The sequence below is a fragment of the Colwellia sp. SU-HH01217 genome, assembly GCF_057543495.1.
In genome coordinates, this window is the sequence record NZ_BAAJLX010000005.1 from 56,777 (window position 1) to 74,239 (window position 17,463).

Here is a 17,463-nt window from a genome sequence, read left to right on the forward strand (position 1 = left end):
TACTGTTTGATCATAAAAGGTTTACAAATTAAGCTATTCAAACAGACCATCAACAAGGAATATTATGGATTTTTTCACCTGGTTAATTTGTGCCTTCGCATTATGCTGGTTCATGTCTTATCACAAAGCGTCTTTATCAACTTTCACTTTTTCGTTTATTGCCCTACTTGCTATTGGTAGCTTTGCAAATGCTATTTCTATTATTAGCTGGATAGTGTTCGCACTAATCGCTTTACCCCTCAATGTAAGTGAGTTTAGAAAGCAAAAAATAAGTAAACCGCTTCTATCACTTTTTAAAAGTATTATGCCGCAAATGTCATCAACCGAACAAGAAGCACTTGATGCGGGAACGACTTGGTTTGATGCTGATTTATTTAGAGGAACACCTGATTGGAAAAAGCTTCATACTTTCCCTAAACCACGATTAAGTTCAGAAGAGCAAGCCTTTTTAAATGGACCTGTGGAAGAACTTTGTAGCATGATTAATGATTGGGAAATTACCCATGAAATGGCAGATCTCCCTCCACAAGTATGGCAATTTTTAAAAGATCATAAATTTTTTGCCATGATCATCAAAAAACAATACGGTGGTCTAGAATTTTGTGCCTATGCCCAGTCTCGTGTATTACAGAAATTAACAGGGGTGAGTAGTACCTTAGCAAGTACCGTAGGCGTACCTAACTCTTTAGGCCCTGGTGAGTTATTACAACATTACGGCACTAAAGAACAACAAGATTATTATTTACCCCGTTTAGCACAAGGTGAAGAAATTCCATGTTTTGCGTTAACAAGTCCTGAAGCGGGCTCAGATGCTGGCGCTATTCCAGATACGGGTATCGTTTGTAAAGGCGAGTTTGAAGGTGAAGAAGTTCTTGGCATGATGCTGAACTGGGATAAACGCTATATCACATTAGCGCCCATCGCTACGGTGCTAGGGTTAGCGTTTAAACTACATGATCCTGATAAATTATTAGGTGATAAAAGTGATTTAGGCATTACTTGTGCCCTTATACCTACTACCCTCGAAGGTATTGCCATAGGTCGACGCCATTTTCCGTTAAACATAGCTTTTCAAAATGGTCCAACCCAAGGTAAAGATGTATTCGTTCCACTATCGTTCATTATTGGCGGCGCTGAAATGGCAGGCCAAGGCTGGCGTATGTTGGTTGAGTGCTTGTCTGTCGGTCGTGCTATAACACTTCCTTCAAACAGTGCAGGAGGTGTTAAATCACTTGCATTAGCGACAGGTGCATACAGTAGAATTCGTAGGCAGTTTAAGTTGCCCATTGGTAAAATGGAAGGTATTGAAGAGCCTTTAGCGCGAATCGGCGGTAATGCCTACTTAATGGATGCCGTGACAACCATGTCTACAGGTGCAATCGATTTAGGCGAAAAACCATCTGTCATTTCTGCAATAGCTAAATACCATTTAACCGAAAAAATGCGCTCATCTGTAATAGATGCTATGGATATTCATGGCGGAAAAGGGGTTTGCATGGGGCCGAGTAATTATTTAGCCCGGTCCTATCAAGGGGCGCCTATTGCGATTACCGTTGAAGGCGCTAATATTTTAACCCGCAGTATGATTATTTATGGTCAAGGTGCGATAAGATGCCACCCTTATGTGCTAGCTGAATTACAAGCAGGAAACAATGAAGATGAAAAAAAAGGGCTTATTGACTTTGATCATGCACTTTTTGGCCATATTGGATTTGCTACCAGTAATATTATGCGTTCATTATGGTTTTCTTTAACTGGTGCTAAATTATTATCAACTCCTTTTAATGATGCTAGTCGTAAATACTATCAACAATTAACACGTTTTAGCTCTAATTTAGCCATGTTGTCCGATGTTGCAATGTTGACCCTAGGTGGTGATTTAAAACGTAAAGAGCGCTTGTCAGCCCGGTTAGGTGATGTGCTCAGCTATTTGTATTTAAGCGCCGCAACCTTAAAGCGATACAATGACGATGGCAGACCCGTTGAAGATTTGCCATTAATGCAATGGGCGCTTGAGGACTCTTTATACAAAGCACAACAAGCAATAGATGAGCTAATTAGTAACTTCCCTAATAAGTTTGTTGCCGCTAGTCTCAGGTTAATTATTTTACCTTTTGGCTGCCAATTGAATAAACCTGCAGACTCACTTGATCAACAAGTCGCTAAACTATTACAAAAGCCTAATAATGCGCGTACTCGTTTAGGTGAAGGTCAATATTTAACCGCTAATAAAAATAATCCGCTAGGCATATTAGAGCAAACGTTACTTGATGTAATTGCTAGCGAGCCCATCTATGAAAAAGTCTGCCGCGCTGTTGGTACTAAACTGCCATTTTATCATTTAGATAAAGTGGCAGAAGCTGGCTTAGTCGCAGGCGCTATCACCGATGATGAAGCTGATTTATTAAGAAAAGCAGAAGTTGGTCGCAAAGCCGCTATTGATGTTGATGACTTTGACCCAAGTGCACTACCGACTAAGGCAGTCGCCAAATAGTCATTAACTTTTCGATATTTGCCCTTATTGCTAAAGGGCAAATATCCTCAAGGTATTTGCTTTAAATTATTGAAAATATGTTATAAAAAAGTTAAATTGCACTGAATAATTTAAAGGATTAAACAATTCTAATGTCTACCTCTGAGAAAAAAAGTACAATCAAACATGGCTCTAAGGGCGAAAAAACAAAGCAGCATATCTTAAACTCCGCCATTAGTGTTTTAGCAACACATGGTATCAAAGGTACAACTCACCGCTCTATTGCAAAAGAAGCCAATATTCAGCTGTCGTTAACTACTTATTACTTTAAAGATATTCAAGCACTTATTCATCAAGCATTTCAATTAAACTCTGAAAAAACAATCGCACTTGCTTCAGTAACTTGGCAAAACGCGTTTAATATTTTAGATAAGTTTAGTGCCGCCGATTTAAAAAAATCGACGATTAAACAACAGTTATGTGATGACTTCTCAGCAATGGCAAGTGAATATATTTTCCAAAAAATAACTACTCAAGCTCATTCTTTGGCTGTTGAACAATTACTTTTTACTGAAATTCAAATCGCGCCAGAGCTTAGAGAGCTAGCTAAGCAACACAAAGCTGCATTGATGGCTCCCTTTTTACGTTTAAGCCAGCACTTTAATAAAAATAGTCCCCATATTGATGCAGATATCATGTTAACTATTTTAACTCAGTTAGAATACCGTCATTTATCAACACCCGTTGATCTAATTGATAAAGAAGAACTCGCATTAATGACTCATCGTATAATTGCTTGGGTGATAGGAGTAAAAACCTAGCTTATTAATATCTGGTAAGTGGTATAAATTCTAGTTAGCACTCGTTAAGCTTTATAACTATAACCATACAAGATGCGCCCAAAACTAAAAAAGGAGATGTTTACCATCTCCTTTCTTGTTTTCTTTTTCTTTTTAAATAAGACAACCTATATTATCTAAATACAGATCGTTACCCCTCTTCGCCATCATCTCGTTCAATTTCAGATGCTGACATTGGCTTTTTCTTACGTAAGATAGGTAAATCACCAGCATCTGCAGCCAAATGAAACGTTTTGTTTTTAACTTTTTTACTTGCAGGCACCCTGCTTTTACTATTGCTATTATCGGCTTTAGTCACAACTTTTGTCTTTTTCACTTTTTTAGGTTTTAAGCCTTTAAACTTAGCTTTTAAACCTTCAACAAAATCAAATTGAATAGTTTGTTGTAATAAACCTTCGACATTTTTAAAACTTAACCAATCTTTAGGCCCAACAAAAGACAAGGCATCTCCTTTACTTCCTGCTCTACCAGTTCGACCAATGCGATGAACAAATTCTTCAGTATGTTTAGGCATGTCAAAATTAATAACATGAGAAACATTCACTAGATCTAATCCTCGAGAAGCTAAATCGGTTGTCACTAATATTTTATTTTGGCCTTTACTAAAACTGTCCATAATTTGGTTACGTTGACTTTGTATTAACTCGCCACTTAATGCTGTGGCAGATAAACCTTGTTCAATTAATTTATTAGCCAATCGTTCGGTATCACTGCGTGTTGCAGTAAAAATTATTACTTGTTGATAGTTCTCGGTAGATAAAAAGTGTTCGAGTAATGACTCTTTGTGATCTAAGTTATCGCATAAATAAAAGCGCTTGGTGATATCTTGATGTTCAGTATAAGCACTGCCAATTGCAACTCGTTTTGGTTTTTTCAGTAAAGCTAGCGCAAAATCATTTACCTGCGCATGATCAAGCGTAGCAGAGAACATTAAGGTTTGACGTTTACGATGATCAGCAGCGGCATTAATTTGTGTTAATTGTTTGGCAAAACCTAAATCTAACATGCGATCGGCTTCATCAAGAATAAGTAACTCTAGGCCATTTAAATAAAAGTGTCCTTGAGTTAAGTGATCTGCCAAACGACCAGGGGTCGCAACAATAAAATGCGGATCTTTTTCTAAGACTTTAACTTGGTCATTAAAGTTCTCGCCTCCTAAAATCAAAACAGCTTTAAACTGTGAAGCAGAAGTAAACATTCTTAGCTGACTAAAGACTTGTTTAGCTAACTCGCGAGTTGGCATTAAAATAAGTACTCGTGGGTCTTTTTTGCTAAGCGCTCTGTTTTTCATTAAGCGTTGCATGGCAGGAATAATAAAAGCTAAGGTTTTTCCTGAGCCTGTTTTAGAAGAAGCAATAAGATCGTGACCAGCCATAGCCGCAGGTATAGCTTGTTGTTGGATCTGTGTTGGCTCAGTAAAACCTAAATGCTCAACAGTTGCCATTAAACTATTATCTAACCCAAAATCACTAAACTGCAAACTCTTCTCCTAATTAAAAACATAATAAATATTAGCGCTATTATACCTTGTAAAAATAAATTTTCGTCTAAACAATTTACTCTCAGTGAAAATAACTCACAAAAGGTAACGAATAGTCATAAAAAAAGGTTTCGACAATATCAAAACCTTTAATCAACAAACAATTAGCTCTACTTAAAACTATAAAGTTAACTGTTCGCTATTCTTTCTTCCACAACCTGTAAAGCAAAATCGATACGGGATAACACTTTATCTTTATCTAGTAATGCTAAAGTTACATCTAAAGAAGGCGAGTTACCATCACCTGTAGCTGCAACACGTAGCGGCATACCAACTTTTCCCATACCAACTTCTAACTCTTGCGCTGTGTCGTTTATAGCTGCATGAATAAGCCCAGCTTCCCATTTAGGTAATGCAGCAAGTTTAGCTTTCACTAAAATTAATGGCTCTTTCACAACAGGACGTAAATGTTTTTTCACCGCTTTCGCATCTAACTCATCAAAGTCTTCATAGAAGTAACGACTAATTTCAGCCATTTCTTTTAATGTTTTAACGCGATCAGCTTGAATTTTGACTAACTCTGCAAGTGCAGGGCCATTTTCAACATTAATTCCCTGCTCTTTCATATGCCATGCAAGATGTGTTGCGACATATTCAGGGTCTAAGGTTTTCATGTAGTGCTGGTTAACCCAAATAAGTTTATCGGTATTAAATCCTGATGGTGCACGATTACAGTCTTTTAAATCGAATAACTCAATCATTTCTTCACGAGAAAATATCTCTTTATCGCCATGTGACCAACCTAAACGCACTAAATAATTTAATAGCGCCTCTGGTAAGTAACCATCATCGCGGTATTGCATAACCCCAACCGCGCCATGACGTTTAGATAAACGTTTACCATCATCTCCTAAAATCATCGGAATATGTGCGTAGATAGGTAATTCTGCGCCAAGCGCTTTAAGAATATTAATTTGTTTAGGCGTATTACTTACATGATCATCGCCACGAACAACATGGGTAACTTTCATGTCCCAATCATCAACAACAACCGTTAAGTTATATGTAGGTGTACCATCGGTACGCGCAATAATTAAATCATCAAGCTGTTGGTTACTAATAGTGATATCACCTTTAACCATATCATTGATAACTACGTCACCTTCTAACGGGTTCTTAAAGCGAATAACATAAGGCTTGTCTGCAGGATAATCTGTGCGATCACGCCATAAACCATTATATTTCTCTATTTCACCTTTTAATTTAGCTTCTTCACGCATTGCTTCCACTTCGTCGCTCGTACTATAACAACGATAGGCATGACCACTCTCAAGTAACTGGGCAATAACTTCTTTATAACGGTCAAATCGTTTAGTTTGATAAAAAGGTCCTTGTGTCCACTCTAGGTTCAACCAATTCATACCATCCATAATAGCGTCGACAGATTCTTGTGTAGAACGCTCTAAGTCAGTATCTTCGATACGAAGAATAAATTCACCACCATTTTTTTGGGCATATAACCAACTATATAAAGCAGTACGAGCACCGCCAACGTGCAAATAACCAGTTGGGCTTGGAGCAAAACGAGTTGTTAAAGTCATAAAAGTCTCATTATTGAATAATAAATTTAATCGTAGATAAGCTAAAAGCGCGATTAAGAATTTATTAAATTGAATCACTAAAAAATTGACGTTATTTTATCAGGCATATTCGATTGATACACCCCTTGATTTGATAGTTATCAGAAAATCTTTATGGGGATGAAGTGAAAAAAGATGATAAAACCATCAAGATGTAGAAATTTAAAGCAGTTAAACACTTAAGATAACTTTTTTATCAAAAAGTGCTTAGTTTTGGTTGACAGGTTTTTCGATCTCCCTATAATACGCCCCCATAGAGACGGACGATTAGCTCAGTTGGGAGAGCACCGCCCTTACAAGGCGGGGGTCACTGGTTCAAGCCCAGTATCGTCCACCATCTATCTCTATAATAAAATGACTGGACGATTAGCTCAGTTGGGAGAGCACCGCCCTTACAAGGCGGGGGTCACTGGTTCAAGCCCAGTATCGTCCACCAATCATTTTACCTTAGATTCATATTATATCTTACTATATATGGACGATTAGCTCAGTTGGGAGAGCACCGCCCTTACAAGGCGGGGGTCACTGGTTCAAGCCCAGTATCGTCCACCATCTACTCTTGTTAAAACTAAAATCTAAGAACATATAAAGTTAAAGCACCTACTGCTCTTTACAACCCTCGCCGAATCACTGATTCAAGCCCAGTATCGTCCACCATCTACTCTTGTTAAATCTAAAAACTAAAATCTAAGAACATATTAAGTTAAAGCACCTACTGCTCTTTACAACCCGCGCCGAATCACTGATTCAAGCCCAGTATCGTCCACCATCTACTCTTGTTAAATCTAAAAACTAAAATCTAAGAACATATAAAGTTAAAGCACCTACTGCTCTTTACAACCCTCGCCGAATCACTGATTCAAGCCCAGTATCGTCCACCATCTACTCTTGTAAAATCTAAAAACTAAAAACTAAATACTAAATACTAAGAACATATAAAGTTAAAGCACCTACTGCTCTTTATAACCCGCGCCGAATCACTGGTTCAAGCCCAGTATCGTCCACCATCTACTTTTGTTAAATCTAAAAACTAAGAACTAAGAACTAAGAACATATAAAGTTAAAGCACCTACTGCTCTTTACAACCCGCGCCGAATCACTGGTTCAAGCCCAGTATCGTCCACCATCTACTTTTGTTAAATCTAAAAACTAAGAACTAAGAACTAAGAACATATAAAGTTAAAGTACCTACAGCTCTTTACAACCCACGCCGAATCACTGGTTCAAGCCCAGTATCGTCCACCATCTACTTTTGTTAAATCTAAAAACTAAATACTAAGAACATATAAAGTTAAAGCTCCGTCCTTCTTTATATCACCAATTAAACGAGCTCAAAAATAATACCCTCCCAATTATTCAACTAAACATTTCAAACAAAAATCATCGGTAAAGTAAGGTAGGTAACCACATCGATAATTGCGGAATAAAAATAACTAGCATCAACACGACAACTAAAGGGATTAAAAAAGGAAAGGTGGCCTTGGCACACTCTTCAAAAGGCACGTTAGTGACTCTGGATAAAACATAAAGCACCATACCTACAGGAGGCGTTAATAAACCAATCATTAAGTTAAGCACCATCACTACACCAAAATGTACTGGGTCAATCCCTAAACCGACAGCAATAGGTAATAAAACTGGTGTTAATATAGTGATTGCGGCAATGGTTTCCATAAAACATCCCACTACAAATAATATTAAGGTCATTAACAACAAAATCACTATTTTATTATCCGTTACTGTTAACATCCATGTCGTAAAGTCTTCAGTAACTCGCTGACTTGTTAATACCCATGAAAATATAGCCGCGCCAGCAATAATCATTAAAATGATACTACTGGTTTCAATTGTTTCCATCGTTACTTTAACCAGTTTTTGCCAATTAAGTGTGCGATATACAACCGCCCCAAGAATTAAGGCGTATACGGTGGCTGCTATTGCAGCTTCAGTTGCAGTAAATACACCGAATAAGATCCCTCCAATAATAATGACAGGAGTCATTAATGATAAAAATGCCTTTTGAAAACTTGTCCCTAAACGGATAATACAAAAGCCAGCATCTTTAGGGTAATTTCGTTTTTTCGAGTAATAAGCCACCATCACCATTAAAGCAATAGCCATCAATAAGCCTGGAATAAAACCTGCTGCAAATAACTGCCCAATAGAAGCGGAAGCCATAACACCATAAATAATCATAGGTAAGCTAGGCGGAATTATCGGACCAATTGTTGAAGAAGCAGCGGTAACTCCCACAGAAAACCCTGCATCGTAACCCCTTTTTCTCATTGCTTTCACTTCAATTGCTCCTAAGCCACCGGCGTCAGCAACCGCAGCACCCGACATACCCGAGAACATAATAGAAGCGCAAACGTTAACATGGCCTAAGCCTCCACGCATCCAGCCAACTAAAGCGTTAGCAAAATCAAAAATACGATGCGTGATCCCAGAAGAATTCATTAATGCACCAGCCAAAACAAAAAATGGTATTGATAACAAAGGAAAACTATCCATTCCTCCTACCATTCGATGCAGAACCACTAATTCAGGAACTTGACCACCTACCATAATTGCGAGTAATGACGCTCCAGCTAGTGAGAATGCCACGGGAAAACCTAAAATAATAAATAACAACAAGGAGACAAACAGTACTGTAATAACCATAAATTTTTCCTAGATATTTGTCGACGATGTTGTCGAGGGTTGCTGCCAATAAGTGACAAGGTATTGGTAACTACGTAATAACATAATCAGTAAACTACCTAAAACCATACCGTACAAAAAGCTGATTGACAGAGGCAATGAAGCCATTTGATGGATGTGTAACAGCGGAATAGTTTGGTAGCAAAAAAAGACTAAACAAGCGATAAAAATTACATTAACGCACGCAATTATTTTAAAAATCGTATTTGAAATTTTTTCACAAAACCAACGGTGAAATAAGCTAACAAAAATGTGACTATTTCTACGAATACCAATACAACTGCCTAAAAAACCTAAGGTAACCAGTTGATAACGAGCAACCTCCTCAGTCCAACCTAATGGCGCAGAAAAAACATAACGACTGGTAAATTGTGAGAAAACGGTTAAGGCTAATAACCAAAATAAAATAAAGCTTAACCAGTCTTCAAATTTATAATCTGCATAACTAAAAGTGTCTTCATCTTCAAAGTTGAAATCTTCCTCACAGAACACGTCGTTATTGGATGTTTTGCAGTCGCTCATAAAATTCAGCTCCTATTGTTGCCTTTACTTGTTGATGAGAATCGAGCACTTTCGCTCTAAATTCCCGTCGGTCAACCGAAAGAACAGTGACTCCTTGTGCTTCAAACCATTGCTGTAGATCTAATTCTGCTTGTCGGGTATCTCGGGAAACACCTAATGCGGCTTGTTTAAAAACGTCAGTAAAAATAATGCGATCAGCAGGCGTTAAAGAGGACCATAAGTTGTTATTGGTTACCGTTAATACAGAACCTTGCAAGTGCCCTGTTAAGCTAATATATTTTTGAACTTCAAAAAACTTTTTCGCCTTTATCGTTGGTAATGGATTCTCTTGTGCGTCAACGACTCCTTGTTGCAACGCAAGATACACTTCAGAGAAAGCTATCGGGCTAGGGTTAGCACCAACAGCTAATGGAAACATTTTATAAATAGAGGCATTGGGTACACGAAGTTTTAAATCAATCATGTCATCTGGGGTATAAATTGGTTTATTGGCAGTAACATGTCGTTGACCATAATAATTATTGCCAACGATTTGATTGCCCTTTGAAGCTGCTTTGTAACCTAAGATTAAATCGTTAAAGAGTGAACTGTCATTGAAATGTTGCCAATGTTGATAATCTCGAAACATATAGGGCAATTCAGATAATGCCATTGGCGGATAGGTTTGCCCTGCAAAACTTGTCCCAGTGTAAATGATATCAACTATACCTAAACTTAAACTCTGATTTATTTCTGCTTCTTTCCCCATAACTGAAGAAGGAAACACATTAATAACGTACCGACCATCTGTTTTTACTTCTATTTCTTTTGCTGCCCACACAGCCCATAAGTGAAGCGGCTCAGAATTCTCATAAACATGTGCCCAAGTTAGTTGCGTGACATTATTATCGTTAGCTAAAGGTTGACGGGCATAAATCAGTAATGAAAGTAAAAGCACAAGTTTAATAAACAAGTCAATCATACCTTTGCTACCTACCTTTGAAAGTGTACGTTTTGTTAAAAAGACCATATTAAGATAATGAAATTAAATTGATTATTTATGTTTATATATTGTTACCTACAAACAAATAAATCAACAATTAATAATTAATAGTTAACAATTGTTCGAATTTGATGCAGTATTGTAATATGTTTTTTGACTATTTCGAGAGGCTGTTAGAGCCAATTTATTTTCTATCAGTACTTAATTAATACTTACAAAAGAGTGAGTCGATGATGCTAAATTTAAATATTAACAACGAGAGACATCAAGTTGATGCGCCTGAAGGTATGCCGTTACTGTGGGTACTTCGTGATATTTTAAAAAAAACAGGGACAAAATACGGTTGCGGTATAGGGCAATGCGGAGCATGTACTGTTCACATTAATGGTCAAGCCATGCGTGCCTGTATTACGCCAGCTGCATTGGCAAACAATGCATTAGTGACCACAATTGAAGGTATTGATAAAAGTGGTCAACACCCTATTCAAGTTGCTTGGAAAGAAAATAACGTTCCCCAATGTGGTTATTGCCAGTCAGGACAAATAATGAGTGCGCTCACCTTGTTATCAACCAATACCACTCCAACAGATGATGAGATAAATGTACACATGGCAGGAAATATTTGTCGCTGTGGTACCTACCCTAGAATTAAGCAAGCCATAAAGCAAGCTGGTGTGGTGTTGGCTAAAGAAAAAGGGAATAAATCATGAAGACCTATAAACTCTCCCGCCGTGAATTTTTAACTTATGCAGGCGTTTCGAGCAGTGGTTTATTGCTTGGTTGTAGCGCTTCTTCATCAAAATCATCAGCCATTAAATTTTCTCCTCAACAAAACATTGAGAGTCAAAAGCTTAATATATTTGTAGCAATAAAAACCGATAACACCGTTGAAATAGTAAGCCATCGCGTTGAAATGGGACAAGGTTCTAAAACGGGGATTCCGCAAATTATTGCCGATGAACTAGAAGCTAGCTGGTCTAATGTTCAAGTCATACAAGGTGAAGGAAATAAAGAGTATGGTAATCAAAATACAGATGGCTCTAGCAGTATTCGAAAGTTCTACGATAAATTAAGAGAAATGGGAGCCTCTGCACGCACCATGCTCGAACAAGCAGCCGCCGATTATTGGAAAATTCCAGTTAACGATGTTTATGCAAAAGAAAATAAAATAATTAATAAGAAAACAGGTAATTCCTTTACTTACGGTGAGTTAGCAGAGCTAGCTAGTCATCAAAATATTCCTGATATTAATGCTCTACAATATAAAACAGCCAAACATTTTAACTACATTGGTAAGTCCGTACCCATTGTCGACTTAAACGATATTATTACAGGTAACACAGTTTATGGGATTGATGTCGACTTACCGCAAATGTTAATCGCATCAATCGAACGCTGCCCTGTACTGCATGGACAAGTTAAAAGTTTTAATGCAACTGCCGCGCTCAAAATTCCGGGAGTGGTTGATGTAATTCAAATGCCACCTACACCAACAACTGTTGTATATAATCCTTTAGCGGGTGTTGCTGTTTTAGCAAAAAATACTTGGGCAGCTCAACAAGGCAGAAAAGCTTTGATTATCGAATGGGAACTTGGTGAAAATAAAAGCCATGACTCTGCTATCGCATTTGATACATTTAAAGATAATTTAGTGAACTCTACACATCATGTTGCAGGGCGTGGCAATGTAGTCAATGGATTTTCACAGGCAAATAAGATTATTGAAGCGCAATACAAAACCCCTTATTTAGTACATCTACCAATGGAGCCTCCTATGGCTACAGCGTGGTTTCATGATGGCATTTGCGATGTTTGGGCATGCGTACAAGATCCACAAGCTGTAATGGCTAACGCAGCGGCATTAACTCAATTGCCAGAAGCTACGTTTATTGTGCAACCGACATTACTCGGTGGTGGTTTTGGCCGTAAATCTAAAACCGACTTCACAAATGAAGCGATATATCTGGCTAATATCACTAAAAAACCCGTAAAAGTGGTGTGGTCAAGAGAAGATGATATACGTTCAGGATATTACCATGCAGGAGCAATACAACACTTTAAAGCGGGATTAGATAATAACAACACGCTTACCACTTGGGCTCAAAAAGCGGTTTACCCCTCTATTGCTTCAACCTTTGATCACAAAGCTAATACCCCACAAGATTTTGAATTAAGCTTAGGGTTTGGTGATTTACCTTACAATATTGAAAATATATTAATGGAAAAGGGTCAAGCAAAAGCACCGGTAAGAATTGGTTGGATGCGATCTGTTTGTAATATTCAACATGCCTTTGCTTTAAACTGCTTTATTGATGAAGTCGCACATGCCGCCAATATGTCCACCGTTCAAATGATAGTGAAGTCACTTGGTAAAACGAACAAACTTGATCCTAAAGAAGCGTTTGATTTTAACTTTACAAACTATGACGAAAGCCTAGATAAACACCCCTATTCAGTGACTCGATATCGTGAGGTATTAGAAGCATTAGTCGCTAAAACACCTATTCATGAACCATTACCTTCTGGCCAAGGATGGGGAGTTGCTGTACACCGCAGCTTTGTCAGCTATGTTGCTGTGGCATCAAAGGTAGCGGTTATTAATAAAAAGCTAACGGTTAAAGAAATTCACGTTTGCATAGATTGTGGGTTAGCAATTAACCCAGACCGTATTAAGTCACAAATGGAAGGAGCAATGATTTTTGGTATGTCGATAGCCTTAATGGGCAAAATAGATATTAAAGAAGGTGCTGTGGTCCAATCGAATTTTCACGATTACCCGGTAACTCGAATGAGCCAAGCACCTGAAATATTTGTGCACTTGGTTAACCCAGAGGAAAATGCCCCCGGCGGTGTGGGTGAACCTGGCGTTCCACCAGTAGCACCGAGTATTGTAAATGCGGTGTTTGCAGCCACAGGTATTCGTTACCGAGAACTGCCCTTAAATCAATTTTTGACTATTTAATCATCACAAAGGGACTTTCTAAATGTTAGATAATTTAGACTTCACTGTATTTATCGCTTACGTTATATGCTTACTGGGTATAGCTTTATGGATTTCACGTAACGATCACAAAGGGGAAAGAAATACCGAGGATTATTTCCTCGCCGGAAAGTCACTTCCATGGTGGGCAATTGGGACTTCATTGATTGCCGCAAACATTTCTGCTGAGCAAATAATCGGCATGTCTGGTTCTGGTTATGCCATCGGACTCGCCATCGCTTCATATGAATGGATGGCAGCAATTACTTTGGTATTAGTAGGTAAGTACCTTTTACCTATATTTTTAGAAAACAAAATATTTACCATGCCACAATACCTTGAACAGCGCTTTGATAGTCGAGTTAAAACAACCTTGGCATTATTTTGGTTAGTGGTATTTATCTTCGTCAACCTAACCTCTGTTTTATGGTTAGGTGGTTTAGCAATACAAACAGTTGCCGGGGTAGACTGGCTATTTGGCATGATTTTCCTTGCTGTTTTTTCTATTGCTTACTCACTTTATGGTGGTTTAAAAGCCGTGGCTTTTACCGATATTATTCAAGTGGTTCTATTAGTTTTTGGCGGATTATTTTTAAGCTACCTTGCTCTTATACAAGTCTCAGATGGTCAAGGTGTTATGGCAGGCTTTAATATATTAACGGACAAAGCACCAAATCATTTTGATATGATTTTAAGCGCCGAAAGTCCTAATTATATGAGTTTACCCGGTATATCGGTGTTAATTGGTGGTTTATGGATAATGAATATTGGGTATTGGGGCTTTAATCAATATATTATTCAACGTGCCTTAGCCGCTAAAAATATACAAGAAGCACAAAAAGGTATTGTATTTGCTGCTTATTTAAAGTTACTTATGCCTTTTATTGTGGTGCTGCCAGGAATAGCCGCGTTTGTACTTTTTCCAACACTTACCTCACCAGATCAAGCTTATCCATCCATGATGGGGTTGATGCCATCAGGAATTAAGGGATTAGTTTTTGCTGCTTTAGTTGCTGCAATCGTATCTTCTCTTGCCTCTATGACCAATAGTATATCGACTATTTTTACTATGGATATTTATAAAAATATCAAGCCGAATAAAAGCCAGCAACACTATGTTTATATCGGAAGGTTAACAACCTTGATCTCATTGATATTAGCACTTATTACTGCGGAACCACTTTTAGGTAAGTTTGATCAAGCTTTTCAATATATTCAAGAGTTTACTGGTTTATTCTCTCCAGGTATTACCGCAATATTCATCATGGGCATGTTTTGGAAAAGAACCACATCAAGCGGTGCACTATCAGCAGCTATTGGATCTGCGGTATTTTCTATCGCATTTAAATTTTTATGGCCTGAACTGCCCTTTATGGACCGTATCGGTATTGTCTTTCTTTTATGTATTGTAATGTCGTCACTTGTGTCACTCATTGATAAACCTAGCTCACATGACACCTCCGTTAATATCGATACTATTAACTTTTCTACCACGCGAACATTCAACATTGCTTCTATGGGATGCGTAATAATTTTGGTCATTATTTATTGTACTTGGTGGTAAAACGTTACGAATTATAATTTGCGCAGATCCATTTTATTTTTTTGGCCATTGAAAGTTATTTTTTCACATGCCGATCTGTTTTATTTTCAATTTTTACTATTACGCTTATTTAAACCAAGCAAATGAAAACGACAACAATGACTTAGTTAATCAACGAAATGCGTAACTAAGTCATTAACAAAAAAAGTGAGTTTAAAGATAACTACTTATTGGGTTTAACCATACCAACAAGTTGAATACTATCGCTTTTAACATTTTTAAGCGTAGCCTCACTACCATCACGCCAACGTACTTTTATTTCGTTAACTTGCTTGTCTTTAGCTAAACCAAAGTGGGCAATATTTAGTACACTTTGTGAGTGCGATGCACTTGTAGAGCCAATGAGTTTGGTTTGGCTGCCAGAGTCTGTAGTAATAGTAACTCTTGCGTTAATAGCATCAACGCCTGTTGAGGAATAGCCAATACGTGTCAGTAAATAATGATTTCCTACCATATCGGTATTATTTTGATACATATGCCACAAACCGTTATCGTCGTCGCCATTTAACAAGTCAATTTTTCCATCTAAATTATAGTCAAATGCCGTTCCCATATCGCCATGAGAGTCTTGACCTATTTCGGTTGTAGCACTTGGCATGACTTTAGTTGTAAAGGTTTGATCACCATTATTAATCAACATAACATCTGCAATACGCTCTTTAAGCTCACCAAACCGATAAACAAAAAAGTCGTTAAACCCATCATTATTAAAATCGCCAGGCGTTACCCCCCAATTATTGTGATCTGTTTCTTGAGGTAATGTATATGAAATATCGGTGAACTTATTACCATCATTACGTAACAATACATCTTGTACGTTTCTATTTTGTGGAACCCAATCAGGCGTATATCCAGAAATGCCTTTAATAGATGCCCGAACATCCCATGCAAGGTTATCAGATAGCATCCACTCTAAACGCCAAGTACCTTTTCCTAAATACCCTAAATACCACCCCGTCTCATTAATTTTTTCAGGAAAACCAATCGCTTGCTCTTGACTAACCTCCACAGAAGACACTGGTGTCGTGATTGCCTTTTTTTTCGCTCCTAAAAAAACCGGCATGTTATCTAATAGTTTTGCTCGTGGAAAATGATAAAAGTCAGACAATTCAATACTGTTTTTGGCCTGTAACGTTATGCCATCATGGCTTTTATTGCCTTCGTCTCGAATATCTAACCGCCCTGCTTTTTCATTAAAAGAAACACTATTATTAGCAATCGTGTAGTGCAACTTGCCCCGAGCAAAGTAATAATCTAAATCGCCATCGTTATCTATGTCTGCATGTGCAACCGAAACAACACTTTTGTAGTTATCAGAGCCTGCTGGAAAGTATGTTTGGCTAACATCTGTAAAGGTAAAGTCGTTATTTCCCAACCAAACACCCGCCTGAGAGTAAGTGTTAAAGGCGATCATATCTACAATATGATCATTATTAATATCTGTTATTAATACCCGTTCGGCATCAATGTTTTCAAAATCTGGACTTTTACGATAGGTAAATGTGCTATCTCCGTTATTCTCAAAAAGAATGTTACGAGGCGCGTCTTCATTGACCATTTTTTCAGCATTAATTTGCAAAAAATCTAGTTCGCCATCATTGTCTAAGTCAACCCAACGTACAGAACGCCCCCTCGCTCCCATTTCTGAGATACCTGCTTCTTGGGTAATATCAACAAAGTGTCCGTTATCATTTCGCAACAAACGCTGAGGCTGCGGTTTTTTCCCGTTGCCGCCACCAAGGGAAAGTAGAATGTCGTTATCACCGTCTAAATCAAAGTCTCCTGCGGATATACCGTGTAAATCAGCCTTTTTAAAAATATCTTGGCTGCGTGAATAAGTGTTATCACCATTTGCCATAAATAAACGTATCGGTGTGGAATCATGATTAGTTAATAAGAAATCATAATGTCCGTCATTATTAATATCTGAAACAGAAGGTCCACCATACTTCCATGCAGGTTGTGAAATAAGGCCAATTTGCTCAGATACATCGGTAAAAACAATAGCAGTATTAATATGCCCCGTTGAATTTTTTTGTGGAATATTAGACTGACAACCTGCCAACATAGACAGAGTAACTGCAGAGAAAATAAGATTTACTTTTGCTTTCATTATTTAGACCTTTAACCAGTAAGTAGAGACATTAACTCGATTCTCATCATGATATTCAACATAACACAAAACAAAATTGTTAACAATTAACCATTTAAATTAATGGAATA

11 protein-coding genes and 3 tRNA genes are annotated in these 17,463 nt (G+C 37.7%); 8 read left to right on the forward strand and 6 right to left on the reverse strand.

Annotation, left to right across the window (positions count from 1 at the left end):
• Positions 1-64: 64 nt before the first annotated feature.
• Positions 65-2,494 (forward strand): acyl-CoA dehydrogenase FadE, encoded by a 2,430-nt coding sequence (fadE, locus tag AC27G3_RS08160; RefSeq protein ID WP_487120516.1) that lies wholly within the window; start codon positions 65-67, stop codon positions 2,492-2,494.
• Positions 2,495-2,625: 131 nt separating this feature from the next.
• Complete coding sequence (locus AC27G3_RS08165) at positions 2,626-3,294, forward strand: TetR/AcrR family transcriptional regulator (RefSeq protein ID WP_487120518.1); 669 nt, start codon at positions 2,626-2,628, stop codon at positions 3,292-3,294.
• Positions 3,295-3,463: 169 nt separating this feature from the next.
• Here the strand turns inward: AC27G3_RS08165 and AC27G3_RS08170 are convergent, their stop codons facing one another.
• Complete coding sequence (locus tag AC27G3_RS08170; RefSeq protein ID WP_487120520.1) at positions 3,464-4,813, reverse strand: DEAD/DEAH box helicase; 1,350 nt, start codon at positions 4,811-4,813, stop codon at positions 3,464-3,466.
• Positions 4,814-5,001: 188 nt separating this feature from the next.
• On the reverse strand, positions 5,002-6,414 hold the full coding sequence (gltX, locus tag AC27G3_RS08175) for a glutamate--tRNA ligase (protein ID WP_487120522.1): 1,413 nt from the start codon (positions 6,412-6,414) through the stop codon (positions 5,002-5,004).
• Positions 6,415-6,714: 300 nt separating this feature from the next.
• Here gltX and AC27G3_RS08180 point away from each other — a divergent pair.
• From AC27G3_RS08180 to AC27G3_RS08190, 3 genes are all read left to right on the forward strand, one after another.
• Positions 6,715-6,790: transfer RNA gene (locus tag AC27G3_RS08180), tRNA-Val, on the forward strand.
• 23 nt (positions 6,791-6,813) lie between these two features.
• Positions 6,814-6,889 (forward strand) — tRNA-Val (locus tag AC27G3_RS08185).
• A gap of 40 nt (positions 6,890-6,929) precedes the next feature.
• A tRNA-Val gene (locus AC27G3_RS08190) sits at positions 6,930-7,005 on the forward strand.
• An 828-nt stretch (positions 7,006-7,833) separates the two neighbouring features.
• Here the strand turns inward: AC27G3_RS08190 and AC27G3_RS08195 are convergent.
• From AC27G3_RS08195 to AC27G3_RS08205, 3 genes are read right to left on the reverse strand one after another with little or no spacing between them, the layout of a single operon-like run.
• Positions 7,834-9,114: a TRAP transporter large permease gene (locus tag AC27G3_RS08195; protein ID WP_487120524.1), complete on the reverse strand. Its 1,281-nt coding sequence runs from the start codon at positions 9,112-9,114 to the stop codon at positions 7,834-7,836.
• A 9-nt stretch (positions 9,115-9,123) separates the two neighbouring features.
• Positions 9,124-9,675: a TRAP transporter small permease gene (locus tag AC27G3_RS08200; protein ID WP_487120526.1), complete on the reverse strand. Its 552-nt coding sequence runs from the start codon at positions 9,673-9,675 to the stop codon at positions 9,124-9,126.
• Positions 9,650-10,636, reverse strand: coding sequence for a sialic acid TRAP transporter substrate-binding protein SiaP (locus AC27G3_RS08205; RefSeq protein ID WP_487120528.1), 987 nt, complete (start codon positions 10,634-10,636; stop codon positions 9,650-9,652). Before AC27G3_RS08205 ends, AC27G3_RS08200 begins: the two co-directional genes overlap by 26 nt.
• Positions 10,637-10,890: 254 nt before the next feature.
• Between AC27G3_RS08205 and AC27G3_RS08210 the strand changes: the two genes are divergently transcribed.
• From AC27G3_RS08210 to AC27G3_RS08220, 3 genes are read left to right on the forward strand one after another with little or no spacing between them, the layout of a single operon-like run.
• Positions 10,891-11,367 carry a (2Fe-2S)-binding protein gene (locus tag AC27G3_RS08210; RefSeq protein ID WP_487120876.1) on the forward strand — a complete coding sequence of 159 codons (477 nt, stop codon included), beginning with the start codon at positions 10,891-10,893 and terminating at the stop codon, positions 11,365-11,367.
• Positions 11,364-13,619 (forward strand): xanthine dehydrogenase family protein molybdopterin-binding subunit, encoded by a 2,256-nt coding sequence (locus AC27G3_RS08215; protein WP_487120529.1) that lies wholly within the window; start codon positions 11,364-11,366, stop codon positions 13,617-13,619. The genes AC27G3_RS08210 and AC27G3_RS08215 overlap by 4 nt, the downstream gene beginning before the upstream one ends.
• Before the next feature lie 22 nt (positions 13,620-13,641).
• Positions 13,642-15,201, forward strand: a complete 1,560-nt coding sequence (locus AC27G3_RS08220) for a sodium/sugar symporter (protein ID WP_487120531.1) — start codon at positions 13,642-13,644, stop codon at positions 15,199-15,201.
• 202 nt (positions 15,202-15,403) lie between these two features.
• Here AC27G3_RS08220 and AC27G3_RS08225 read toward each other — a convergent pair whose 3' ends face one another.
• Positions 15,404-17,353, reverse strand: coding sequence for a CRTAC1 family protein (locus tag AC27G3_RS08225; protein WP_487120532.1), 1,950 nt, complete (start codon positions 17,351-17,353; stop codon positions 15,404-15,406).
• Between the last annotated feature and the right edge of the window lie 110 nt (positions 17,354-17,463).